The sequence below is a fragment of the Gammaproteobacteria bacterium genome (assembly GCA_028819075.1).
Classification (GTDB): domain Bacteria; phylum Gemmatimonadota; class Gemmatimonadetes; order Longimicrobiales; family Gaopeijiaceae; genus BD2-11.
This window is the reverse complement of sequence record JAPPMM010000039.1, coordinates 1-23,773: the sequence shown is the minus strand read 5'-3', so window position 1 is coordinate 23,773 and position 23,773 is coordinate 1. Positions and strand designations below refer to the sequence as shown.

Genomic DNA, 23,773 nt, shown 5'->3' with positions numbered 1-23,773 from the left:
CGGAACTGCATATCATGTGCATATCACTGCTAGTATGCCATTCTGTCATGTGACGTCTGCCAAAATGTCAGACCGACCACAGATTCCCCTGCGATCCTCTGCCAGAATGTCAGACCGACGAACAGCCCCTGCGCAGCGCCGGATGGTGATCACGAGAATCCTGGAGAACCGCGAAGTCGCCAGCCAGGAGGAACTCGTGCGCCTGCTGGGAGAACGCGGGATTGTCGTGACCCAATCCTGCATCAGCCGGGACCTGGCCCGGTTGGGAGCGATGAAGGGTGCTGGCGGCTACAGCCTGCGGCCTCTCAATCTCTCGGAAGAGGACCGCCGCACGCTCTCCAGCTACGCGCGCGCCGTGCACGCGGCCGGTCCGAATCTGACCGTTGTGCGCACCGCGACCGGGGCCGCCCAGCGCATCGCGCTCTTCCTCGACCGGATGGGCTGGAAGGAAGTCCTGGCGACACTGTCGGGCGACGACACCATCTTCATCGCAACCCGAAACCGCAGCGAACAGCGTGCCCTGGTGGGCCGGCTGCGCCGCGAGGCCGGCCTGTCGGGCTCACGGAACGAGGGCAATGCGTAGCATCGTCATCGACAAACTGGCGTCCGTGGCCTCGGATCTGGGTGCCGAGCGCGAGATCCGCGTCGGCGACCGCATTCCCAGCGAGGAGGGCGTGATGGTGGCGGTCGAGGTGCTGAACGAGAAGTCCTCCTACAACCAGTTGGAACTGGCCAGCGGACGCATGGCGCGCGTGCGCCGCGGGGATGTCGTCGTGGGCGCGCTGGGCCACCGCAAGGCGCTGTTCGGCTACTCCGGCCACGTGCCCGCAACCACGCGCCCGGGCGACACGGTGCAGATACTGAACATGGGCGGCGTGCTGGGAATATGCGACGCCGTCAACGCCTCCCTGGGACAGCCCTTCGACGCGCGTGTGCTCGGGGTGGTTCTCGAGTTCCCCTATCTCGGCGAGCGCGTGGGCGTCCCGGCCCGGGTGGGCGGCGACCCACTCGACACCGGGGCGCGACTGGAATTGGGAGGAGTTCCCGTGGTGGCCCTCGCCGGCACCTGCATGAACTCCGGCAAGACGGCGGCGGCATGCGCGGTGATCGGGCGCCTCCGGCACAGGGGTCATGTAGTCGACGCCTTCAAGGCAACCGGCGTCTCGCTGCGGCGCGACATCCTGGCGATGGAGGACGCGGGTGCGCGCAACACGTCCATCTTCACCGACTTCGGCGTCGTCAGCACCGGGCCCGGCAATGCGCCGGACCTGGCGCGCACGATGCTGCGCCGCCTGGCGGCCGAGCGTCCCGACGCGATCGTCTTCGAGTTGGGCGACGGAATCCTGGGCGCATACGGCGTGGAGGCCATCCTGCGGGACGACGCCGTGCGCGCAAACATCTCGTGCCTCCTCCTGTGCGCGTCCGATCCGGTCGCTGCCTGGGGCGGCGCGAGGCTGCTCGAAGACGAGTTCGGGATGACTCCAGCCTTCATCACGGGGCCCGCGACCGACAACCAGGTCGGGCTCGACATCATCCGGGAAAGAACCGGGCTGGAAGGGGTGAACGCGGTCACCCACGGCGCTCGCCTCGGAGACGCCGTAGCCGCCCGCATCGGGCTGGGGGCGCATGCCTGAATCGATTCCCGCCATTGTACTGGGCGCATCCGGGTACGTGGGCGGCGAGCTGCTTCGCCTTCTCGCGTCCCACCCCTGCATGCAGCCGGCCGCGGTCGTGTCGCGAAGCCGGAGGCACGAGCCGGTGGAAACAGTCTTTCCGAACCTGCGTGGTGTGTGGCCGGACCTGCGCTTCACCGGCATCGACGACCTGCCCGACACGCTCGGTGACCGCTGCGCCATCTTCTCGACCGCCGCCCACGGAGCCAGCGCCCAACTGGTCGACCGGGCCCTCGGCGCCTGTGCGGAGCGGCAGTGCGTCCCGAGCGTGGTCGACGTATCCGCGGACTTTCGCTTTCGTGACGCCGAGGCCTACGAAGCCGTCTACGGGATCGAGCACGGCGCCCCGGATCGCATGCCGATGTTCCGGAGCCTGCTGCCGGAGCACGCCACCATACGCAAGCCCCGGCACGTCGGCCATCCCGGGTGCTTTGCGACCGGAATGCTGCTCGCCGCCATGCCGCTGATGCGCCCCCAGGCAAGGGGCCGCCCGGCCGGACGTAGTCGCAGCGCGCTGGTCGATCCCCGCCTGATGGTCAGCGCGGTGACGGGGAGTACCGGGGCGGGCCGCGCTCCCAGGCCCACGACCCACCACCCGACCCGGCACGCCAACATGTTCGCGTACAAGCCGCTCGCGCATCGCCATGCGCCGGAAGTGGAAGGGATCCTGAGGGCATCGACCGGCCGGGGCGTACAACTGCACTTCGTTCCGACGTCCGGCCCGTTCGCGCGCGGCATCTACATGGTGTTGCATGCACGGCTGCTCGACGGCGTTGACGCGAACCGGGTGCGTGACGCCTATGCCGATCATTATGCCAAGGCGGCCTTCGTGCACCTGGTCGATGCGCCGCCCAGGCTGAAGGACGTGGTGGGCAGCAATCACGCCCATCTGGCCACGGCGGTGAACCGGGGCACGCTGGCGGTCACGGTGGCGCTCGACAACCTGGTCAAGGGCGCTGCCGGAGGGGCGATCCAATGGATGAATGTGCTGCACGGGCTTCCCGAAACCACCGGGCTGACCACTCCGGCAGCGTCATGGATGTGAACGCGTGGCCCACCGCGAGCGGATCCGGCCTCAGCGGGCAGCGCCGGGCGCCGAGATGAACACACCAGCTCCGACCCTCGTTCCGGACGCGCGCCAGGCCGAAGCGCGGCATCTGGCCCAGGTGTACGGCCAGTTGCCTCTGGAGCCGGTATCGGGCCGGGGCGCCTATCTGCGGTGCGCCGACGGGCGCCGGCTTCTCGATCTCTACGGCGGGCACGCGGTGTGCGCGCTCGGCTACGGTCACCCGCGGGTGCTTGAAGCCATCCGCAGGCAGGCGGGCGAACTGATGTTCACCAGCAACGTGAACGCGCTGAGGGTGCGGGCACGGGCCGCCGACAAGCTGGCCGAGTTCGCGCCGGACGATCTCGACTGCGTTTTCTTTGTCAATTCGGGAGCGGAGGCCAACGAGAACGCCCTCAGGCTGGCCTGCAGATTGACGGGCCGCAGGCGCGTGGTCGCGCTGGAACACGGATTCCACGGCCGCTCGGCCGCCGCCGCCGCCGTGACCTGGCGGGCCCGCGAGCGCTGGTACGGCTTCCCGGACACCCCGTTCGACGTGACCTTCGTGCCGCGCGACGACGCGGCCGGAGCGGTTGCCGCCATCGACGACGAGACCGCAGCCGCCATCATCGAGCCCATCCAGGGCATCGCGGGCGCGTACGTGCTCCAATCGGACCATGTGCGTGCCTTGCGCGCGGCCTGCGACCAGCATGGCGCCCTCCTGATCGCGGACGAGGTGCAATGCGGCATGGGACGGAGCGGGAAACCCTTCGCGATCGAGCACACCGGCGTAGTGCCGGACATGCTGACCACCGCGAAGGCGCTCGGCGCCGGGTTCCCCTGCAGCGCGCTGATCATGTCACGAGCTCTGGGCGATCAGCTGCGAATCGGGGACATGGGCAGCACCTTCGGGGGCGGTCCGCTCGCGTGTGCGGTCATCGAAGCGGTGCTGGACACGATCCGCGAGGAGGGGCTTCTGCAGCAGGCGGCGATGCGCGAGAAGGAGATACGCGCCAACTGCCTCGCGGGACCGGTGCTCGGCATCCGGGGCCGCGGCATGCTGCTCGGACTCAAGTGCAGGACAAGCGCGCGCGAAATCCGCGATGCGCTCCTGCACCGGGACATCCTCACCGGAACCAGTTCGGATGCGTCATGGCTGCGCGTCATGCCTCCGCTCACGCTGCGGGCGTCGGAAGCGGCGCAGTTCGCCGAGGCCCTGGGCGCCATCGCGCAGGACGGCACGTGAAGCGGTCACGCGCCGCCGACCGGAGGTTTGCCGGCCTGCGCGCCGCGGCGCCCTACGTGCGTCTCTTCCGCGAACGCATCTTCGTCCTGAAAGTGGGCGGTGAAGTCCTCAGGAGTTCCGGGCGCATCGATGCTCTGATGGAACAGGTGGGGATCCTCAACTCCCTGGGGATCCGCCTGGTTCTCGTGCATGGCGGTGGGCCCCAGTCCACCGAACTCGCGCGCCGCCTGGGCCACGAGCCCCGCATGGTGGCGGGCCGCCGGGTCACGCGTTCAGAGGATCTGCGCGTCGCCGCCCAGGTTCTGAGCGGCGAGGTCAACACGGCCTTGCTGGGCGCGTGCCGAAAGGAAGGGATTCACGCCGTGGGCGTCTCGGGGGTCGACGCCGGCCTGGTGACAGCCACCCGCCGTCCGCCGATGCACATGGAGGGGGAGGGACCGGATCCCGTGGACTTCGGATTCGTGGGAGACATCGCAACCGTCGATCCCTCTTCGCTGCACGTCTTCCTGGACCAGGGGTGGGTGCCCGTCGTGAGCCCGCTTTCGGCGGATGCGGAGGGCCGGCTGCTCAACATCAATGCGGACACCGTGGCGAGCGCGCTCGCCCAGGCGCTCGAGGCCACGAAGCTCGTTTTCACCATGTCGGCGCCCGGCATTCTCCGCGACCTTGAGGATCCGGCGACGCTGATCTCCTACCTTGATCTTGCGGGGCTCCGCGAGTTGCACGAGCAGGGCGTGCTCGCCCGTGGAATGCTCGCCAAGGCGGCGGCCATCGAGGGCGCCATCGAGGGCGGCGTCCCCCGCGTGCACCTCATTTCCGGGAGCGCGCGCGACAGCCTGCTGCGCGAGATCTTTACAAACGAGGGCTCCGGCACCCTCATCGTGCGGAGCGTCGGAACGCTGTCGAGCGACGAGCAGCAGGCGGGCGAGGGGGGATAAGGAATCGAAGGGATGCGACAACTGCTATGCCGCGACTCTGGCAAGCAGACTGCTTCGCGATGCCTACCTTGCCCGCCCGCCGGTGGTGGATTCGGACGTCACGCGCGCCGACCCATTCGCCGTGCGCATCTGGCCGGAGCGACTCTCACAGCCGGAGAGGTGGCGCGATCCTCGAATGATCTTCGTCAACAGCATGAGCGACTTGTTTCATGCTGATGTCCCGGCGGAGTTTGTCCGCGGAATCTTCCGGACGATGCTCCGAGCTGACTGGCACACCTACCAGGTTCTCACCAAGCGTCCCAGCCGCGCCTTGCGCTTCTGGAGGCAGAATCGGGACCTGTTCGATGGTGGGCCGTTCCCCTCACACATCTGGCTGGGGGCCTCGGTTGAGGATCAGTCGGTGGCCTACCGCGTTCGCCACCTGCGGAGTGTTCCCGCGATGGTTCGATTCCTCTCCTGCGAACCACTCATCGGTCCGCTCCGGCTCGACTTGACGGGCATTCACTGGGTAATCGCAGGTGGAGAGAGTGGCCCGGTACGCCGCCCAATGAAGGCCGAGTGGATCATTGAGCTTCGGAATCAATGCCAGGTTGCGGACGTTCGGTTCTTCTTCAAGCAGTGGGGCGGGCACACGCCCAAGGCCGGAGGCCGTGAGCTTGAGGGCAGGCTGTGGGACGAGATGCCCCAGGCGGCCGCTGGCTGATGGGCGGATTCGAGGCTGACACACCCCACGTGGGCGGACTGGAAGATGACGGCCACTACACGCCGTCCATCAAGGAGCATTCGCTCCGCAAGATCAGGCTGCACAACCACTACGTTTCCGTCTTCAGTACGGCAATGAACGACAAGTGGCCTCAGCGCGCCTATCTCGCATGACCCACCTTGGCTATCAGGCAACAACACTTCACGAGGCGGCGGAGGCAGTCCGCCTAAGCCACGGCAACGTCCTGCAATACTATCTCGTGTTGTATAGCAAGGACCGATTGGCTAACAAGTTCTGGCGCGCGGCTCGCGACGCGCTGGATGAGCAACGCGGTCTTGGATTCTGATCTCACTCCCTTAATCGACCGTTCAGCCTCGGTGCGAATTCAGAGAGCAGCCAGCATGTCTTACCGGGACTGGGGTCGTCAGCTCCCCGGTCCCTCGAACATCCCCCCCGGCAACTCGAGCGACGCTTCCATGTTCTCGAAGTTGACGCGTGAGTAGCCGGTGGAATCCGGACGGCCCGCGGAGAGCAGGAGCGGGCCGTGCCGCGTCCACTCCGTCCAGGCCAGCGTGAAGGCGGGCTCCGGGTCGCTGGCGGTGCGCCAGTGCTGCCAGTAGGCCATCAGCCCCGTTTCAGGATCGACCCAGCCGCGGTACTTGTTCTGGGGGGTGCGCCCGACGGCGTCGAAAGTGAGTTCTGCCACTTCGTAGGCTCGGCCGTCCATCGCCATCTCCCCCAGATAGACGGTGTTGACCCCCGGGTCGGCCCACTTGTAGGGCATCAGGAACCAGTAGGTGTCGTTGATGAAACTGCCGTGGGCGCGGTCCGCGAGTGAGTCGGAAACGGCCGGGTCGGTGACGAGTTCGCCATCAAGCCAGATGCGTTCGCCCTCGGCGGGATTGCCGGTGTTGATCACGGCCACGATTTCCTGGTCCCCCGAGCTTCCCGCCATGCGGTACATCCCGCCCCAGACATCCCACCGGTGGGAACGCCGATCGAGGACCGGGCCCCCGCGGTCCACAACCCGGTCGAACGCGATGTAGCGCACCCGCTCCCATCCCCCGTCCGGCGCCATCTCCTCCATCATGCGCGCGTAGATGCGTTGGAGGTCCGGGTCCTCGAAGTACGTGCGGGGTCCGTCGTCCGCCGGAGAGCATGCCGATGTCCAGAGGGCGGCGGCGACAAGGACAGCGGGAACACGACGAATGACCGGGAAAGAGATGACACGCATGGGCTCCTCCATGTACTGATGGGCAGACACCGAAATACTAGACACGGGCGAGTCCCGCTGCCAGCGCCGGGATGCGGTCGGCTCGCGCTACCCTTCCGGCGAATACAACGTCGTAGTCAGGTAGCGCGCGCCGTCGTCGGGCGAGATGGCGGCGACGCGATGGCCGGGCCCGATTTCGCGCGCGATCTGAAGCGCGGCGTATACGATGCCGCCGCTGCTCATCCCCAGGAAGAGGCCTTCCTCGCGGGCGAGGCGCCGCCCCAATGGGAACGCATCCTCTTCGTACACCGTCATCACGCGGTCGAGCACGGTCCGGTCCAGGTTCTCCGGGATGAAGCCCGGTCCCATTCCCTGGAACTGGTGCTGCCCGCGTTCGCCGCCCGAAATGACGGGCGAGCGCGCCGGCTCGACCGCCACCACCTGGATGCGCGGATCCATCTTCTTCAGGAACCGCCCGGCCCCGCTGATGGTCCCGCCGGTCCCCGATCCGTACACAAAAACATCGATGCGCCCCTTCATGTCGGCCCAGAGTTCCGGCCCGGTGGTCTCGTAGTGGATGCGCGGATTGGCGGGATTGGAGAACTGGTCCGGGTAGAAGGCGCCTGTCTCCGATGCGATGCGCTCGGCTTCCTCTCTCGCCGCAAGCATGCGCCGCTCCGGGTCGGTGAGCACGAAATCGGCTCCGTACGCCGACAGAGTCCGCTTGCGCTCTTCGCTCATCGACGACGGCATGCAGAGGATGAGCCTGTATCCGCGCCAGGCCGCGATCTGCGCCAAGCCGATGCCGGTATTCCCGGAGGTGGGTTCGACGATGGTGCCTCCGGGCTTGAGCAGCCCACGTGCCTCGGCATCGTCGACCATCGCCCGCGCGGTCCGGTCCTTGATCGACCCGGCGGGATTCATGCCCTCCAGCTTGAGCCACACCTCCGCCATGGTCGGCTCCACGACGCGCGCGAGGCGCAGCGTCGGCGTCCGTCCGATCAGTGCATCGATCATGGTGGCTGCCCGGGGGTACCTACCCGGACGCCGCGCTGTCCAGATCCGGGTATTGCCTGTGGTGGTCGGTGGCGTCCTGGTACGCGCGCGCCACGGTCAACAGCTCGGTCTCGCGGAAAGGTTGGGCACAGAAGGTCATGCTCGTCGGGAGCCCGGCATCGTTGAAGCCGTTGGGCACCGCAAGGGCCGGATGGGTCGCGTAGTTGGTCATGCTGCTCGCGTTGCGGCCATGGCTGTACGGCGGCGGCTCATCGGACTGCTGCCCCGGCGGGCGGCGCGGCCCCCGCGGGATGAGATAGACATCCACCCCCGAGGTCGCCTCCGCGAGCTGCATCATCATCATGGTGCGCGCGCGCTGCGACTGCAGGTACTCGACCGCGGGAATCACCCTCGCGGAGCGTAAACCGTCGGCACGCGTCTGGCGGCCCAGCAGTTCCGCTCTGCCGGAACGGAGCAGCTCGTCGAAGAAGACCGCCATCTCCACGCTGTGCGCGGTGACGTTGATCGACCATTCGGGGATGTGAATGGGCGTCAGCATGAAACCGAGGGACTCGAGCTCCTCGAGGGTGCGCTGGTGCGCGGTTCGGTAGTCGGTTTCCTCGATCTCCTCGAACGCCCCCTCCAGGTACCCGACCCGCAGCCGGGTGGCCGAGCGGGTGCCGTCCCAGTTGAAGGGGAGGTCCTGCACGCTCAGGTCGAGGCCGTCGGGACGCGAAATCGCCCGCATCACCAGCGCGCAGTCCTCGGCGGAGCGGCACATCGGGCCCAGTCGATCCTGGGTCCAGGAGAGCGCCATCACCCCGTACCGGCTGATCCGGCCCAGCGTCGGACGAAGCCCGCTCAGGCCGCAGCGCGACGAGGGTCCCAGGATGGAGCCGCTGGTCTCGGTTCCGATCGAGAAGCCCACAAGCCCGGCTGCGGTAGCGGATCCCGGACCCGCCGAGGAACCACCGGAGCCCGTCGACGGGTCCCACGGGTTCATCGTCTGGCCCCCGAACCACTGGTCTCCTCCGGCCAGCTCGCCGGTGGTCAGCTTGGCGACCAGCACCGCGCCCGCGTCACGCAGCATCTCGATGATCGACGCGTCCATGTCGATGACCTGGTCCTGGTAGGCGGGTGAGCCCCAGGTGGTCTTGTAGCCGCGGGTCGCAATGATGTCCTTTGCGCCCCACGGGATTCCGTGCAGCGGCCCGCGGTACCGTCCGGCGGCGATCTCACGGTCGGCCGCGCGCGCCTGGGCCAGCGCCAGCTCGTCGGTGAGGGTGACCACGCAGTTGAGCAGCGGGTTGTAGCGTTCCAGGCGCTGCAGGTACATCTCGGTCAGTTCGACCGAACTCACCTGCCGGGTGCGAACGAGCTCCGCGAGCTCCCGCACGGTCCAGAATGCGACGTCTTCGAGGTTCGAGGGCCGCTCGATCCTCGGCAGGTCGCTCATCCTGAACGGAGTGACCGACCGGTCCACCTGCATGCCCGGGACCAGCGGGTTGAAGTGGAAGGGCGGCGAGATGTCGTTCGGGATCTTCAGTTCATGAAGTTCCTGATAATCGCTCAGCCGGTCGTTCACCGACTCGAGCATGCGTTCGCGCTCCTCCTCGCTGAAGTCGAGACCCGAAATCGCCAGCGCGTCGCCCAGCATCTCGGCGGTGACTTCCCGGGCACCGGCCTCCTGCATTCTGGCCCAGAGCACGCCGGGGAGGAGGGTGGCGCCCAGCCCGGTTCCGGCGAAATGGGCCATGAAACGTCGTCGGGTGGAATTGGAGTCGAGCATCGGGACAACCTCCGGTCCTGCGGTCTGATGGGGGCACCCATGAAAATGGGGACCATGGGCCGGCGGTGCCAACCGCGGCGCCTTCGGTCGGCGTCGGGCTATTTCGGCTGCGGCGACTCCGCTTCCAGCGCAATCACCAGCCCGCTGCGGATCTTGGGCTGAAACCAGGTCGACTTGGGCGGCATGATGCGATTCTGGCGACACACAGCCGCGAATTGGCGAAGGGTGACGGGCGCGAGCGTGACCGCGTAGCGGTACCTGCCACTGTCCACACCGGCCTGCAGGAAGTCGAGGTCGCGGTCGCCTCCCACGAAGTTGAGCCTGTGATCGCCCGGTTCGGCGATGCCGAGGACGGCTTCGAAGAAGTTGCGCTGGACGATGTCGGCGTCGATGCATTCGACCGCGTTGCGCTCGTCGTAGCTGCCGGGAAGCGGGCGCAGGCGGTACCAGGCGCGTCCGGTGTAAAGGCCAATCTGGTGCGTTCGGGCGGGCTGATGCGCTCCCGGGACCTCCTCGATCGCAAAGCGTTCGCGGAGACCCGCGAGCACCACCTCGTCCTCCAGGCCGACGTCGCGCACGAGGCGGTTGTAGGGCGCCAGCGACATGCGCTCCAGAGGGAAGAAGACGCACAGGAAGTGCTCGCGGTCGAGCATCGCGGCGGCCGCGCTGCGGTGGTTGCCGTCGGCGACGTAGGCCTCCGGCTCGGCGGCTGCGAGCGCGATCAGGCGCGCCTGGATGGAGGCGTCGTCGATCAGCCAGATGTCGTGGCGGCACCCGCGGCTGTCGTCGGCTCCGTGGTCGGGCCCGCGCTCCGACGCGAGTCGCTCGAGGGCGCGGGCGAACGCCCCCGATTTGTCCGGAACGGCGCAGTTGACCGTGCCGATGAACGCGGAGGTGGCCTCGATGAGCTGCGCCCGCCCGCGCGCCTTCGGTTCGCGGACGCCCTCGTTGCGGATGATGGGGGCGGCCGGGCTGGCGTCGGTCCGGATCTCGTCGATGCGCGCCATGCCACCGAGGCCGATCTGGTCAATGCTGGGACGGGCGGGGTCGTCGATGCGGTAGACGTAGAGCAGATCGTGCGCGGCGCGCACGCTGTCGCTGTCGATGAGCGCCCGCATGTTGGCGGCGGCGCGCGCGAGCGCGGGAGGAGATTCGGCGGCGACTTCGTCCTCCGCCCCCGGATCGCAGTGCGGCATGGTCACGCGGAGCACACTCTCGGGAGTCCGCCGGATCAGCGCGCGCACTTCTTCGTCGCTCTGGAACTCGTCGTAGTTGGGGGCGCTGACGCGGTCTGCTGCTGCGGCGTCGACCGGCACGAGCGCGCGGCGGATGGGGCGGATGGTGATCACGGGCCGGGGGCGCGGGGATAGTGGATTCGGCGGAGCGGTCGGAAGATCGCCTGGGGAGGGCCGGGCGGCAATCAGGCGGGATGGGCAGGTCATGGTGCGCTCGTGGGACGCCCGCCGAAGAATGGCCGGGCTTCCCATCCCGCGATCCCGGTTGGAGATTGTCCACCATGCGGTATTCTTCGTTCGCGCGCTCTACCGGCGTCGCCACCGCCCTGCTGTTCCTGTGCGCCGGCCCGGGATGGTCGCAGGAGACCGGCGGCTTCGCTCCCGGCGGCGGGCTGGCCGACGTACCCGGCATCCGAGTGGGTCACCACACTCTTGCGGAGCGTCCTACCGGGTGCACGGTGGTGCTGGCGCCCGAAGGCACCGTGGGGGGCGTGGATGTGCGGGGAGGGGCGCCCGGCACGCGCGAGACCGACCTGCTCGACCCGGTCAACACCGTCGCGATCGTGAACGCCGTCGTGCTCGCCGGCGGCAGCGCCTTCGGGCTGGACGCCGCCAGCGGGGTGGTGCGCTACCTGGAGGAGCAAGGGGTGGGATACCCGGTCGGCCCGGTCGTTCGCGTACCGATCGTGAGCGCGGCCATCCTGTACGATCTGGGCGTGGGCGGGGACTGGACCGTGCGTCCCGGACCCGAGTGCGGGTACCAGGCCGCGGTCGGCGCGACCGGCGATCCGGTACGATCGGGGAGCGTCGGGGCGGGCGCGGGCGCTACCGTCGGCAAGCTGGCGGGGATGGGCCGCGCGATGAAAGGCGGGGTCGGTAGCGCCTCCATCACGCTGCCCAGCGGGCTGGTGGTGGCCGCCCTGGTGGCGGTCAACGCGGTGGGCGACGTGATCGACCCCGCGACCGGCCGGGTGGTCGCGGGCGTGCGCAGCGACGACGGGACCACCCTGGCGGACGCCCGCGTCCTCCTGCGCGCAGGAGGACCATCGGGCGGGTCCGCCGGCCGGAACACGACCATCGGGGTGGTCGCCACCAACGCGCGCCTCACCAAGGCGGAAGCCAGCCGGGTAGCCTTGATGGCCCAGGACGGGTACGCCCGCGCGATCTACCCGGTGCACACCCCCGGCGACGGCGACACCACCTTCTCGCTCGCCACGGGCACCCTCGCCGACAGCGCGCGGGCGAGCGTCGGGCAGGTGGGCGCGCTTGCGGCCGACGTGGTTGCGGCGGCGATCCTGGACGCCGTGCGCAGCGCGACCCCCCTCCCCGGCCTCCCCGCCGCCGCCGACCTGCAGGCCCCGCCGCCCGACCACCCCGACCCATCGGAGCATCCCACCGCCCCGCAACCCACACCGGTCCCGCAGCCCGCCGCCGCCCGGCAACCCACCCCCACCCCGCACCCTTGAACACCACCCTCCTCCTCCTGCTCGCCTACTCGGCCGGGCTGATCGGCCTCGGGCTCTGGCTGGGGCGGCGGGTCTCCAGCGCGGGCGGCTTCTTCGTGGCGGGCCGGTCGCTCGGCCCCGGCCTGCTGTTCGCCACCGTCCTCGCCGCCAACATCGGCGCGGGCACCACCATCGGCGCGGCCGGACTGGGCTACCGGGACGGCCTCGCGGGCTGGTGGTGGGTGGGCTCCGCGGGGGTCGGCACCCTGGTGCTCGCGCTCTGGGTCGGGCCGCGCATCTGGGCGGTCGCGCGCGCCCGCGGCCACCTCACCCTGGGCGACTACCTCGACGACCGCTACGGCCCCTCGGTGCGGGCGATCATCGCCGTGCTGCTGTGGCTGGGGACGCTCGCGCTGCTGGCCGGCCAGCTCATCGCGATGTCCGATATCTTCACGGTCGTGGCCGGGTGGCCGCGGGGATGGGGGGTGGTGGTGGGCGGCGTGGTCGCCACCACCTACTTCGCCGCCGGCGGGCTCATGGTGGCCGCGTGGGTCAACCTGGTGCAGCTGGTCGTCATGGTCGCCGGGTTCGGGATCGCGCTCCCCTGGGCGATGTCCGCCGCGGGCGGCTGGGAGGCGGTAGTCGCCGCCGCGCCCGCCGACGGCATGAACTTCTGGCAGGGCGGCGAATCCGGCTGGATCTACCTCGCCCTGGTGGCGCCCGGCTTCGTCATCTCCCCGGGCCTCATCCAGAAGGCCTACGGCGCGGTCGACGCCCGCGCGATCCGCATAGGCCTCGCCGCCACCGCGGTGGCCCTGCTGGTCTTCGCCGCCGTCCCGCCGCTCTTGGGAATGGTCGCGCGCGTCTACGAACCGGCGCTGGCCGACCACGAGTTCGCCCTTCCGCTCGTGCTCACCGTGGGCGTTCCCCTGTGGCTCGGCACCCTCGGCCTCGCCGCCGTCTTCTCTGCGGAACTCAGCTCCTCGGACGCCATCCTTTTCATGCTCTCGACGTCGCTCTCGCGCGACCTCTACCGCCGCTTCGTCCGCCCCGACGCCTCCGACGCCTCCGTCCTGCGGGTGGCGCGCATCGCGGCGCTCACCGGCGGCGCGCTGGGCATCCTCTTGGCAGCCGTGCTCCCCGGGGTCATCGAGGCCCTCACGATCTTCTACGCGCTGCTCGCCGTCAGCCTGTTCGTGCCTGTCCTGGGTGGCCTCTACACGCGCCGCGCCGGCTCACCCGAGGCTCTCGCCGCGATCGCATTCGGGGTGATGCTCTGGGTGGCGGTCCGCACCGGCCTCATCGACAACCTGCCGCCGCTGCTCACCGCCAGCGTCGTCGGCCTGCTCGGCTCCGCCATCGGGTTCGGCGTGGTGCTGGGCGCACGGGCGATCCTCCGTCGCGACCCGCAATAGCAAGCGGCCCCCCCCCGGGCATCCCGTGCCGGGACCCGAGCCGGCCCGCCCGCCAAACCATCCCGCCGCCCCTCAGCGTCCGCCCGCCAAGCCCGTTCTACAGCCCGAATCTCTGCCCCTCCGTCGCCACCGAGAACCCGCGGCTCGCGATCTCCCGGGCCTCCGCCGAACCCTCATCCAGCGCGGGGTTGGTGTTGTTCAGGTGGATGAACGCGACCTCCGTCTCGCCCCGCGCGACCTCCTGCAGCAGATCCATCGTGTGCGGCACCATGGGATGGGGGATGTCCTCGATGTTGCGCCCCGGAACCTCGCCGGGGCTGTAGAAGGAGCCGTCCAGCAGGGCTACGTCCACGCCGCGCACGACCTCCGCGACATCCCGGTCCCACGCCTCCCAGCTGTCGATGTCCGGGAGATAGAGGAGGGAGCGGCTCGGACCCCGGAAGGTCCAGCCGACCGTGTCCGAGAACTCGGGACGATGGGGGACGGGGGTGGCCATGGCGGAAAGGCTGTCGTCGACCTCGTACCAGCGGTCGAACTCGACGGGGCGCAGATCGAGACGGCCCTCGTCCACAAGCAGGCTCCAGGGGCCGTTGGATGCGAGAAAGCCCGCCATCTCGGGGCTGCAATAGCACGGCGTGGGGGCGATCCCCAGGCCTTCCCGCCCCAGGTGGGCGAGTCCCAGGTAGTGCCCCATGTGCGCGTGGGTCAGAAAGATCCCGTCGAAGGGCCGCCGCTCCTGGGCGCGCGCTCTGAAACCCGGAGCGTCGATCAGGTCCATCTGCTGGCGGAGATCGGGAGAGGCGTCCACCAGGTAGTACCGGCCGGCGTCGGGCTCCACGATGGCGAGCGAGGACACATAGCGGGGCTGGTCGCGTTCGCGGGCCCGGTCGCACCTGGGCGCGTAGCACCCGGTTTGGGGCATGCCGCCATCCTGGGCCACCCCCAACACCAGCACGTAGGGATCCGCCCGCCGCCACGACGACAAGCCGGGACCGAGGAGGGCAGCCCCGGCCGCCGCACCCAGGAATTCCCGGCGGGAGACCCCCGCCCCACCTTGCCCGCGCACCTCACGTCGCTCGCCCATCCCGCGCTCCGTCGGCCCCCGGTACTTCTTCGGTCCTCGGTACGCCTTCGGCAACCCCTGCTCCTGCAACGATCCATCCATTTCACATGCTCCTATGTTCGCCGCGGCGGTCCCGGATGACCTTGTGAGCGCCCCTGTTGGCGACCGGCTGTCGAGCCGCAGTTTGGATTGTCAGGAATCCGCCACGCAACCCGGGGGGCAGGCAAAGACCGCGATGGCGCACGAGATCGAACGCAAGTTTCTGGTGCGGTCCGATGCATGGAGGGCCGCTCTATCGAGGTCCGGCGCGACCGGGGTCCGCATCCGGCAGGGCTACCTGTCCACCTCCAGCACCCGCTCGGTGCGCGTGCGCACGGCCGGCGAACGGGCCACGCTGAACGTGAAGGGCAACAAGGTCGGCCCGCGCGCCTCCGAGTTCGAATATGCGATTCCGCTCGCGGACGCGATTCAGATGCTCAGCGAACTATGCCGGCGCCCGTTCATCGAGAAGACCCGCTACGACATCCCCGGGCCCGACGGACACATCTGGGAAGTCGACGAGTTCCACGCCGAAAACGCCGGCCTGGTAGTCGCCGAGATCGAGTTGTCCCATGAGGACCAGACATTCGCCCATCCCCAATGGCTGGGTGAGGAGGTCACCGACGACCCGCGCTACCTGAACACCAACCTGGTGGAGCGTCCCTTCACCACCTGGGACCGGGATTAGGGCTCGCGGAACCGGCAGCCGCGACGCGTCTCCACTCTCGGTGCGGGCGCGCATTCACCACGGAGTGCTAACGGTTACCGGGGTCCCTCCGCAGCGTGTTGCATTTCCGCAGATGCAACAAATCGTTGCTTTTCCGGGGATGCAACACATTGTTGCCTTTTCGGTTTGGCAACACTCCGCAGAGTGGTGTGGACGACGAATGACGAGGGCTCGTGGGCTGAGCCCGGATCGTCACCGACCCGGTGGGCGCGAATGCGGCCCTGGACCCGAACCCGCCGTCGGCGGCGGATCCACCGCGGGCGGGTCGAGCGCCCGCACTTCCACCCGCGCGGTCCCCCTGTCGGCGATACCGAGCTTCACCGCCGCGATATAGGAGAGGTCGATGACGCGCCCCTCCACGAACGGCCCCCGGTCGTTCACCCGCACCACCACCCGGTTGCCCGTGTCGAGGTCCGTGACGCGCACGTAGGTGGGGAGCGGGAGCGTCTTGTGCGCCGCCGTCATGGCGTACATGTCGTAGGTCTCGCCCGTGGAGGTTGTCCGGCCGTGGAAGGGGTCGCCGTACCATGAAGCGATCCCGCGCTGTATATAATCCTTGCTCGTCTGCAGCACGCGGTAGCGAACGCCCAACTCGTCGTAGAACGCGGGATTGCCCAGACGCGACTTGTATTCCTGCCGCGGCCGCGCGTCGGGGGGGAGAGCGGCCCGCGCTGCACGCGGGGTGTTCACACGGAAACATCCCGTCGCCCCCAGCAGCACCAGAAGCAGCGCCAACCGTCCCGGGAACCGACGCCCGCCGTCGAGGCGCCATATCACCAGTAAATCACCAGCAGACATCATATCATGTCAGTAACCTGGCCGAACCCTCCGTCCTGCACCTCGAACCGCGCCCCCGTCCCCACCACTCCTACGCCCGCACGAGCTCCACCCGCGTCTGCCCCAGCACCTCCCGCAGTTCCCGCAAAGTCCCGGGCCCCGGATCCACGTTCAGCGTCCTGGAGCGCAACCGCCTGTCGCGCTCCCCATTGCCCGGGCGCCATAGCACTTCCACCGGGGCGTCTCCCGGATGTTCCCCGAGCATCTTCTTCGCCCTGGCGAAGGCGTCGTCCGGGACTTCGGCTTTCCCATCCAGCGCAATCCGCAGCGCCAGCCGCCCGGACGTGAGGACGTCGTTCAGAACCTCCACCTCGTCGAGGAAGATCGGCGGGTCGTCCTCGTCGCGCTCCCTGCCCGACACCTTGCCCCGGATGAGCACCACCGCATCCTGCTGCAGGGTCTCCCTGCCGGCCGCCCAGGCGTCGCGGAAGGCGAGCACCTGCGCGGTGCCGTGGAAGTCCTCGATGGTGATCCGCCCCCACTCCGAGCTGTCCCTGCGCGAGATCTGCCGCTGCACCTGGGTCACGACGCAGGGTATCTCCACGGAAGCGTTCGCGTGCCGGCCCAGCGTCGAGGTGTTCACCCCCCGGAAGACGTGCACGGCATCGCTGAAGCGGTCCAGCGGATGGCCGGAGATGAAGAAGCCCAGCGCCTCCTTCTCCTGGGCCAGCCGCTTGCGTTCCGGCCACTCGCGGACCGCGGGAAGCTCCGGCGCCGGATCGTCGGCCTCTTCCAGCCCTCCGAAGAGCGATTCCTGGCCGGCCTCCCGATCCGCCTGGCGCGCGTTCACGTCGGCGTAGGCGATGTCCAGTCCGGCCACCAACTGGCCCCGGTGTCCGAAGGCGTCGAGCGCCCCCGCCGCGATCAGCGCCTCGCAGGCCCGCTTGTTGAGCGCGCGCGTGTCGATGCGATCCAGGAAATCGAACAGCGTCTCGAAACGCCCGCCCTCTGCCCGCGCCGCGAGCACCGACTCGACCGCAGCCGCCCCGACCCCGCGCACCGCCCCGAGCCCGAATCGAATCTGGGCGCCCCCCGTAACCGTGAACTTCCACCCCGACTCGTTCACGTCCGGCGGCAGCAGCTCGAGGGGCTCCTCGAGTCCCGGAATGGAGCGGTGCAGCTCGCGGCTCTCGAGAATGTACTTCACGACCTGGTCGGTATTCGAAAGCACCGACGAGAGCAGCGCCGCCATGAACTCGGCGGGATAGTGGCACTTGAGCCACGCGGTGTGATAGGAAAGGAGCGAGTATCCGGCGCTGTGCGCGCGGTTGAAGCCGTAGCGCCCGAAGGTCTCGATCTGGTCGGCGAGCTCCCCGGCGACCTGCGGGTCCACCCCCTTGCCCGTGGCGCGCTCCCGGAAGGTCGCCAGCTCGGCGCGAATCAGCTCCGGGATCTTCTTGCCCACCGCCTTGCGCACGACGTCGGCCTCGCCCAGCGAATAGCCCGCGAGGATATTCACGATGCGCATCACCTGCTCCTGATAGACGATGATGCCGTAGGTGGGCTCGAGCAATTCCTCCAGCTCGGGATGCGGATAGGTGACTGGCTCCTGTCCCAGCTTGCGCCGGATATAGACGTCGGTCATTCCGGAGTCGAGGGGACCGGGCCGGATCAGGGCGTTGGTGGCGACCAGATCCTCGAAGCGGTCGCAGCGCATGGCTCGCAGCTTTCCCGTGGCCAGCGCGGACTCGAACTGGAACACGCCCGACGTGCCTCCGCGCGCGAGCATCTCGTAGACACGCGCGTCGTCCAGTGGAACGTCGTCCATGGTCGGATAGACCGCGCCCGTTTCCGGGTGGCGCAGCGCCCCGTACTTCGCCTTCACCAGTTCGACCGCGTCGTGGATGATGGTGAGGGTGCGGAGCCCCAGAAAGTCCATCTTGAGCATGCCCGCGTCGTCCACGCAGTTCATGTCATACTGCGTGACCACGTCCACGTCATCCGCGGGGCCGTCGCGTGACTGTCCCTGTTTCGCCGGCGCCTGGGTCGCGCCGTTCCCGCGCACCCCGCTCCCGCGCGACTGGACGCACACGGGCACATAGTCGGAGAGCGGTCCGGGCGCGATCACCACCCCGGCGGCGTGCACCGACGCGTGCCGGCTCAGTCCCTCCAGCGTGCGCGAATAGTCGAAGAGCTTCCGATAGCGCTCGTCCGTCCGGTACAGCTCCCTGACGTCGGATATCTTCTCCAGCGCCTGCGCAATGGTCAGCGCCTGGCCCGGCTGATTGGGGATCATCTTGGCGATGCGGTCGGTCTCGCTCGGCTTGAAGCCGAGAGTCCGGCCTACATCCCGCACCACCGCGCGCGACTTCATGGTGCCGAAGGTGATGATCTGTCCCACGGCGTCGCGGCCGTATTTGCGCCGCACATAGTCGATCACCTCGCCCCTGCGCTCGAAGCAGAAGTCGATGTCGATGTCCGGCATCTCCTTGCGCTCCGGATTCAGGAAGCGCTCGAAGAGGAGTCCGAACTCCAGGGGATCGATATTGGTGATCCAGAGCGAGTAGGCCACCAGCGAACCGGCGGCGGAGCCCCGTCCGGGCCCGACCGGAACACCGTGTTCGCGGGCCCAGCGCATGAAGTCCCAGGTAATGAGGAAATATCCCGCGTAGCCCGTTTCGGCGATGACGTCGAGCTCATAGTCAAGGCGCGCGCGCACTTCGTCGGGAAGCGGATCGCCGTAGCGCTGCTTCGCCCCCTCGATGCTCAGATGCCGCAGATAGCCGTCACTGTCCTTATGGTCCCCGGGAATGGGAAACTCGGGCAGGAAGTATTTCTTTTCGAAGGAGACGTCGACCTGGTCGGCGATCGCCAGCGTATTCTCCAGCACTTCGGGATGGTCCGGAAAGCGCTCGGCCATTTCGGGGCCCGACTTGAAGTAGAGCCCCTCGTCGTAGCGCATCCGGTTCTCGTCGTCGTGGTCCTTTCCGAGCCCGATGCAGAGGAGAATGTCGTGCGCGCTGTGATCCTCGGCGTGCAGAAAGTGAGCATCATTGCTGGCCACCACCGGCAGCCCGGTTTCCCCGGCGAGCCGGAACACCTTCTCGTTCACCGTGTCCTGGCCCGGGGTGTCGTGCCCCTGCACCTCCAGGAAGTACCGGTCCCCGAAGACGTTGGCGTGCCACTCCGCCGCCTCGCGCGCCGCCTCCCGGTCGTCTTCGGCCAGCCGGCGCGCCACCTCCCCCGCCATGCACGCGGAGGTGCAGATCAGCCCGGCCGAATGGCGCGCGATCACCTCGCGGTCTATGCGCGGCTTGTAGTAGAAGCCCTCCAGGTACCCGATGGAGGAGAGCTTGATCAGGTTCTGGTAGCCCTCGCGGTCGCGGGCGAGCAACACGAGGTGGTAGTACGGCTTCCTGATCTCGCGCCCGCCCACGCGCATCGGCTCCTTGTGGCGCCGGTCGCCGGGAGCCACGTACGCCTCCATGCCGATGATAGGCCGGACGCCCTCCTTCTCCGCCGCCTTGCGGAAGGTCCAGGCGCCGAAAAGGCACCCGTGGTCGGTGAGGGCCAGCGCGGGCATCTCGAATTCCTTCGCCTTGCGGACGAGGTCGGTGATGCGGTTGGCGCCGTCGAGAAGCGAGAACTCCGAGTGGCAGTGGAGATGGACGAAGGACAAGGGCGGCTCGGTGCTGGGGTCGGGAGGGAAGGACGCCGGGGCGACGCCGTCGGACACCTAATAGATGCAGGAGAGCGCCCGGCGCGAAAGGGGCTCCCTGGGGGTCGCTTCGCGGATGTCGATGACGCGCGACGCCCGGGCCGCGCGCGGTCCGCGCGTGCCGCCGGAGCGGTGGATCAGCGCTGTTGGGCCACCGTTCTCGCCAGGTCGAACACCTCGTCCACTTCGAGCGCCTGCATGCACCAGAAGGCGCCGTCGCAGGTTGGCCGGTTGCCGCAGGGCGCGCAGGGCTGGAGCTCCAGCGCGATGCGGGCCCGCGCGTGCGGTGCTTCGCGATAGGGGATGTTGGATCCGAAGAGGAGGACGGAGGGCCGGCGGAACGCGACCGAGACGTGCGAAAGGCAGGTGTCCACGCCGAGGAAGAGCCCGGCGTGCCTCACCACGGCCGCCGCTTCGCCGAGGCGCGTGCGGCCGGTCAGGTCGATGATCAGGGGAGGCGAGCCGGAGCCCGTGGTCTCGTCTCCCGCCCGCCTATCCTCCGGTACGCCGCTGGCTCGACCCGGTCCCTTGGGCTCCACACCGGCGGCGGCGATGCGCCGCGCGGCTTCGCGATCCGCAGGTCCGCCCAGAATGACCACGGGCAGGCCCAATTCCGCACGGATTCGCCCGGCGATCTCGCCCCAGCGGTCCTCGAACCAGTGCTTCTGGGGCCGGGTGGTGAAGGGGGCGAGCGCCGCGTAGCCTCCCTCCAGACCATGGTCGGCGATGAAGCGTGCCGCGAAGTCCTCCTCCCCGTCGCTGAGGACCAGGTGCAGCGCCAGCGCGTCGTCTGGGAGCCCGAGGGCGTCCGCGAAGTAGGGGTACTGCAGGCTGGTGCTCCCGGGGGCCGTGCCGTGGCGGGGGACGGTGCCGGTCATCAGCATCCAGCTGCCCTCCTTCGAGCCCAGCCCGATGCGCACGCGGGCGCCCGAGAGCCACGCCACCCATCCGCTGCGCAGGAGCCCCTGCAGATCGAGAGCGATATCGAATCCGGGCGCCCGAAGCCTCGCGCGAAGTTCCCGAAACGCACGCCAGAGCGCCCCCCAGCGTCCGGCCCGGATCATGCTCTTCCACGCGGCGCGGTCCCAGACGATGATTTCGTCGAGATCCTCGTGATGTTCGATCATGCTGCGGGCGTGGGATTCCACCGCCCACGCGATGTGCGCCTTCGGATAGCGGCGCCTCAGAGCCTGGACTACGGGCGATGCCAGCAGCACGTCACCGCGCGCGCTGAGGCGCACGAGAAGGATGGCCCGGGGGGCGTCGGGAAGCGCGAACAGCGAGGTTGGCACGGGGCGTTGCGATGCTCTCTTGATCGGCATGGCCGGAGGCAGGACTACCGCCGAACTGCCCGATGGTGAAGATTCGCGTCAGGCGAATGATGGCGAGGTCGAACGAAGACGATGGGCGAATGATAACCCTTGGGGACACGCGCGGGACCTGAACGAGATGCTCCGCTACGACCTCTTCTACCTGATGGCCGCGCTGCTGGCCAGCCCCGTGGTTGCAGCTCGCCTGCTCGCCACCGGGAAGCGGAGGACCGACTGGCGGGGGCGCTTCGGACATGTGGGGGTGCTCGACGTGCCCTCTTCGCCGAAGGACGGCGCACCCCCAGGGCCTGCGGACTCGGTGGACCGATCCGCCGGTCACGCGGCGGGCGAGGTGAGCGGTGCTCCTGCTCGCCGCCGCCCCACCGTGCTGGTCCACGGCGTCAGCGTAGGTGAGGTTGCCGCGATGCGGCAGCTCGTCGGCCTGCTGGCGGCGCGTACGCGGGTGGTCGTGAGCAGCACCACCGACACCGGGGTCGCGCGCGCGCGTGTACTTTACAGGAGCCGACACGCGGTGGTCCGTTATCCCCTCGACCTCTCCTGGATGGTGCGCCGCTTCCTGGACGCCGTGCGCCCGGACGTGGTGGCCCTCGCCGAGCTGGAGGTGTGGCCCAACTTCGTGACCGAGTGCACGAGGCGGGGCATTCCCGTCTGCGTGGTGAACGGCCGGCTGAGCCCGTCCAGTTACCGCGGCTACCGGCGCGCGCGGGCGTGGCTGCAGCCCGTCTTCCGCCAGCTCGCGGCCGTGGCCGCCCAGAACGAAGGGTACGCCGACCGCTTCATCGACCTGGGTGTCCCCCGCGACCGGGTGCGGGTCACCGATACGATGAAATGGGACACCTCGAGCCGCCCGCCCCCGGGCAGCCGCCCCTCCGACCCCGACCCCGCCGCAGCCGAGGCGCTCGCCACCGCCCTCGGCCTCGACCGCACCCGGCCCCTCATCGTCGCCGGATCGACCGGGCCGGGCGAAGAGAAGGAGCTGATCGCCACCCGCCCCCCCGCCGCCCAACTGCTCCTGGTGCCCCGAAAGCCGGAGCGGTTCGACGCCGTCGCCGCCCTCCACCCCGCGATCCGCCGCCGAAGCCGCGCCCGGAGCGGCCCCACCGACCTCTTCCTCCTCGACACCATGGGCGAACTTGAGCTGGCGTACGCGCTCGCGGATGTCGCCATCGTGGGCCGAAGCTTCGCACCCATGGGCGGGTCGGATCCCATTCCCGCGGTCGCCGCCGGGTGCGCGACCATCATCGGCCCGCACCACGAGAACTTCACCGACGTGGTTTCGGCTCTGGCGGCGGGCGGCGGCATTACCGTGACGGACACCCCCATGGCCGCCGCGACCCGCCTCCTGGATGATCCGGACGACCGCCGCCGCATGGCTCGAAGCGGCCAGCGCGTCATCGAGGAACACCGCGGCGGCTCGGCGCGCACTGCCGACCTGGTGTTACGGCTGCTGCGCTCCCAACCTGGATCACGCTGGAAGGAGGACCGGGAATGAGCGAGAAGCGGGAGAAGCCGTCCTCCGGCCTCAGCTCCCCCTCCACACAACGCCCACCTTCAGACCCGTTTCCCCCGCGTCCAGAACGGTCGGGACCGTAACGCCCACCTCGGTGAATTGCGCGGTCCACTGCTCGTTGCAGTAGGGCGTGTGGCTGGCTTCGACGCGCAGCGCGAGCCCGTCTCCCAACCCCTTCTCCAAGCCGAAGCCGAAGGTGAAGGCCTGGTGGTTCAGGTCGCGCGCATCGGTTCCCGAAACGAAATCCGAGGGCCCGCAGCCGGCCGGCAGCATGCAGCCGTTGAAGCGATTCGTCAGCTCGACCTGTGCGAGGCGGATGCCCCCAAGCAGAAACAGCGTCGCATCCATCGACGCCAATGCGCCCGGACTGCCGCCGATCTCCATGGTCAGGCCGAAGCTTCTCTTCCGCTCGAACGTCCACTGATCCGGCCAGCTCTCGCCAAGCTGATTGCGTCCCGGCGAATCCCCAACCCCGGTCAGCTGCCCGTCCACGGCGGCAAAATGGAGCGCGGCGTCCACGCGCGCGCCCATGTGGAACCCGCTCCCGCCCAGCGGCGCCCGATAGCCGAGGAATGCACCCACCCCGCTCCCCCACGTATCGGCGGCACCCTCGTCCATGACCAGCGTCCCGCGCCGCGGTGGGGGAACCAGGGTGTTGGCCGCGGTATTGTCGACCGTCTTCGCAAGAGTGGCCTTGACGCGCTCCATCGGGACGAGGACGCCCGCGCGGAAGGCTCCGCTCTGAGCCGAAACCGCCCCCGGAACCAGGAGCGCCGCAAGGAGGAAGAGCGTAGTCCTGCCACGTCGTCGAATCAGCATCGCATCAGCCTCCCGGCCTGCCCGGCAGTCCCATCCTCATCTATGGACGCCCCCGTGACGCAAGCGTTCTGGAGAACCGGTCGAGCGGGCG

At 69.0% G+C, this 23,773-nt stretch carries 18 protein-coding genes and 2 pseudogenes; 11 read left to right on the top strand and 9 right to left on the bottom strand.

Annotated features, from left to right (window positions below; all coding sequences use genetic code 11):
- The first annotated feature begins 142 nt into the window (after positions 1-142).
- The 7 genes and pseudogenes from OXU32_09120 (at position 143) to OXU32_09090 (ending at position 5,778) form a co-directional block, all read left to right on the top strand.
- Entirely contained in the window at positions 143-583 is a 441-nt protein-coding gene (locus OXU32_09120; GenBank protein ID MDE0074107.1) for an arginine repressor, read from the top strand.
- On the top strand, positions 576-1,634 hold the full coding sequence (locus OXU32_09115; protein MDE0074106.1) for a hypothetical protein: 1,059 nt from the start codon (positions 576-578) through the stop codon (positions 1,632-1,634). The genes OXU32_09120 and OXU32_09115 overlap by 8 nt, the downstream gene beginning before the upstream one ends.
- Positions 1,627-2,718 (top strand): N-acetyl-gamma-glutamyl-phosphate reductase, encoded by a 1,092-nt coding sequence (argC, locus tag OXU32_09110; protein ID MDE0074105.1) that lies wholly within the window; start codon positions 1,627-1,629, stop codon positions 2,716-2,718. The genes OXU32_09115 and argC overlap by 8 nt, the downstream gene beginning before the upstream one ends.
- Positions 2,719-2,773: 55 nt before the next feature.
- Positions 2,774-3,964: an aminotransferase class III-fold pyridoxal phosphate-dependent enzyme gene (locus OXU32_09105; GenBank protein ID MDE0074104.1), complete on the top strand. Its 1,191-nt coding sequence runs from the start codon at positions 2,774-2,776 to the stop codon at positions 3,962-3,964.
- On the top strand, positions 3,871-4,902 hold the full coding sequence (gene argB / locus OXU32_09100) for an acetylglutamate kinase (GenBank protein ID MDE0074103.1): 1,032 nt from the start codon (positions 3,871-3,873) through the stop codon (positions 4,900-4,902). Before OXU32_09105 ends, argB begins: the two co-directional genes overlap by 94 nt.
- Positions 4,898-5,605, top strand: a pseudogene (locus OXU32_09095) (phage Gp37/Gp68 family protein). The gene argB and the pseudogene OXU32_09095 overlap by 5 nt, the downstream one beginning before the upstream one ends.
- Before the next feature lie 29 nt (positions 5,606-5,634).
- Complete coding sequence (locus OXU32_09090; protein MDE0074102.1) at positions 5,635-5,778, top strand: hypothetical protein; 144 nt, start codon at positions 5,635-5,637, stop codon at positions 5,776-5,778.
- A 251-nt stretch (positions 5,779-6,029) separates the two neighbouring features.
- Here OXU32_09090 and OXU32_09085 read toward each other — a convergent pair whose 3' ends face one another.
- The 4 genes from OXU32_09085 to OXU32_09070 all read right to left on the bottom strand — a co-directional run bounded on the left by OXU32_09085 (position 6,030) and on the right by OXU32_09070 (position 10,952).
- Positions 6,030-6,839: a hypothetical protein gene (locus tag OXU32_09085; GenBank protein ID MDE0074101.1), complete on the bottom strand. Its 810-nt coding sequence runs from the start codon at positions 6,837-6,839 to the stop codon at positions 6,030-6,032.
- 87 nt (positions 6,840-6,926) lie between these two features.
- Positions 6,927-7,835, bottom strand: coding sequence for a cysteine synthase A (gene cysK / locus OXU32_09080; protein MDE0074100.1), 909 nt, complete (start codon positions 7,833-7,835; stop codon positions 6,927-6,929).
- 19 nt (positions 7,836-7,854) lie between these two features.
- Positions 7,855-9,603: an amidase gene (locus OXU32_09075; GenBank protein ID MDE0074099.1), complete on the bottom strand. Its 1,749-nt coding sequence runs from the start codon at positions 9,601-9,603 to the stop codon at positions 7,855-7,857.
- Between the two features lie 98 nt (positions 9,604-9,701).
- Complete coding sequence (locus OXU32_09070; GenBank protein ID MDE0074098.1) at positions 9,702-10,952, bottom strand: DUF1015 family protein; 1,251 nt, start codon at positions 10,950-10,952, stop codon at positions 9,702-9,704.
- Positions 10,953-11,119: 167 nt separating this feature from the next.
- On the opposite strand from OXU32_09070, the gene OXU32_09065 reads away from it, so the two are divergent.
- A complete protein-coding gene (locus OXU32_09065; protein ID MDE0074097.1) occupies positions 11,120-12,304 on the top strand; it encodes a P1 family peptidase in 1,185 nt (394 codons plus the stop codon).
- Positions 12,301-13,698: a sodium:solute symporter family protein gene (locus tag OXU32_09060; protein ID MDE0074096.1), complete on the top strand. Its 1,398-nt coding sequence runs from the start codon at positions 12,301-12,303 to the stop codon at positions 13,696-13,698. The genes OXU32_09065 and OXU32_09060 overlap by 4 nt, the downstream gene beginning before the upstream one ends.
- A 97-nt stretch (positions 13,699-13,795) precedes the next feature.
- Here the strand turns inward: OXU32_09060 and OXU32_09055 are convergent, their stop codons facing one another.
- Positions 13,796-14,782 (bottom strand): MBL fold metallo-hydrolase, encoded by a 987-nt coding sequence (locus tag OXU32_09055; protein MDE0074095.1) that lies wholly within the window; start codon positions 14,780-14,782, stop codon positions 13,796-13,798.
- A 214-nt stretch (positions 14,783-14,996) separates the two neighbouring features.
- Between OXU32_09055 and OXU32_09050 the strand changes: the two genes are divergently transcribed.
- A complete protein-coding gene (locus OXU32_09050) occupies positions 14,997-15,488 on the top strand; it encodes a CYTH domain-containing protein (GenBank protein MDE0074094.1) in 492 nt (163 codons plus the stop codon).
- A 300-nt stretch (positions 15,489-15,788) separates the two neighbouring features.
- On the opposite strand, the pseudogene OXU32_09045 reads toward OXU32_09050, so the two are convergent.
- From OXU32_09045 to OXU32_09035, 3 genes and pseudogenes are all read right to left on the bottom strand, one after another.
- Positions 15,789-16,067 (bottom strand): annotated as a pseudogene (locus OXU32_09045) (septal ring lytic transglycosylase RlpA family protein).
- A 328-nt stretch (positions 16,068-16,395) separates the two neighbouring features.
- Entirely contained in the window at positions 16,396-19,983 is a 3,588-nt protein-coding gene (gene dnaE, locus OXU32_09040; protein ID MDE0074093.1) for a DNA polymerase III subunit alpha, read from the bottom strand.
- A 176-nt stretch (positions 19,984-20,159) separates the two neighbouring features.
- A complete protein-coding gene (locus OXU32_09035; protein MDE0074092.1) occupies positions 20,160-21,314 on the bottom strand; it encodes a glycosyltransferase family 9 protein in 1,155 nt (384 codons plus the stop codon).
- 157 nt (positions 21,315-21,471) lie between these two features.
- Here OXU32_09035 and OXU32_09030 point away from each other — a divergent pair, with 157 nt between their 5' ends.
- The gene (locus tag OXU32_09030) at positions 21,472-22,845 is read left to right on the top strand and encodes a hypothetical protein (GenBank protein ID MDE0074091.1); all 1,374 of its coding nucleotides are present in this window, start codon (positions 21,472-21,474) and stop codon (positions 22,843-22,845) included.
- A gap of 30 nt (positions 22,846-22,875) precedes the next feature.
- On the opposite strand, the gene OXU32_09025 is transcribed toward OXU32_09030, so the two are convergent.
- Complete coding sequence (locus OXU32_09025; GenBank protein MDE0074090.1) at positions 22,876-23,682, bottom strand: hypothetical protein; 807 nt, start codon at positions 23,680-23,682, stop codon at positions 22,876-22,878.
- Positions 23,683-23,773: the final 91 nt, after the last annotated feature.

Bases quoted from the DNA above. Each gene is read 5' to 3' on its own strand.
- OXU32_09120 (MDE0074107.1), top strand. From the start codon at position 143: ATGGTGATCACGAGAATCCTGGAGAACCGCGAAGTCGCCAGCCAGGAG.
- OXU32_09115 (MDE0074106.1), top strand. From the start codon at position 576: ATGCGTAGCATCGTCATCGACAAACTGGCGTCCGTGGCCTCGGATCTG.
- argC (MDE0074105.1), top strand. From the start codon at position 1,627: ATGCCTGAATCGATTCCCGCCATTGTACTGGGCGCATCCGGGTACGTG.
- OXU32_09105 (MDE0074104.1), top strand. From the start codon at position 2,774: ATGAACACACCAGCTCCGACCCTCGTTCCGGACGCGCGCCAGGCCGAA.
- argB (MDE0074103.1), top strand. From the start codon at position 3,871: ATGGCTGCGCGTCATGCCTCCGCTCACGCTGCGGGCGTCGGAAGCGGC.
- OXU32_09085 (MDE0074101.1), bottom strand. From the start codon at position 6,839: ATGCGTGTCATCTCTTTCCCGGTCATTCGTCGTGTTCCCGCTGTCCTT.
- cysK (MDE0074100.1), bottom strand. From the start codon at position 7,835: ATGATCGATGCACTGATCGGACGGACGCCGACGCTGCGCCTCGCGCGC.
- OXU32_09075 (MDE0074099.1), bottom strand. From the start codon at position 9,603: ATGCTCGACTCCAATTCCACCCGACGACGTTTCATGGCCCATTTCGCC.
- OXU32_09065 (MDE0074097.1), top strand. From the start codon at position 11,120: ATGCGGTATTCTTCGTTCGCGCGCTCTACCGGCGTCGCCACCGCCCTG.
- OXU32_09055 (MDE0074095.1), bottom strand. From the start codon at position 14,782: ATGGGCGAGCGACGTGAGGTGCGCGGGCAAGGTGGGGCGGGGGTCTCC.
- OXU32_09050 (MDE0074094.1), top strand. From the start codon at position 14,997: ATGGCGCACGAGATCGAACGCAAGTTTCTGGTGCGGTCCGATGCATGG.
- OXU32_09030 (MDE0074091.1), top strand. From the start codon at position 21,472: ATGCTCCGCTACGACCTCTTCTACCTGATGGCCGCGCTGCTGGCCAGC.
- OXU32_09025 (MDE0074090.1), bottom strand. From the start codon at position 23,682: ATGCTGATTCGACGACGTGGCAGGACTACGCTCTTCCTCCTTGCGGCG.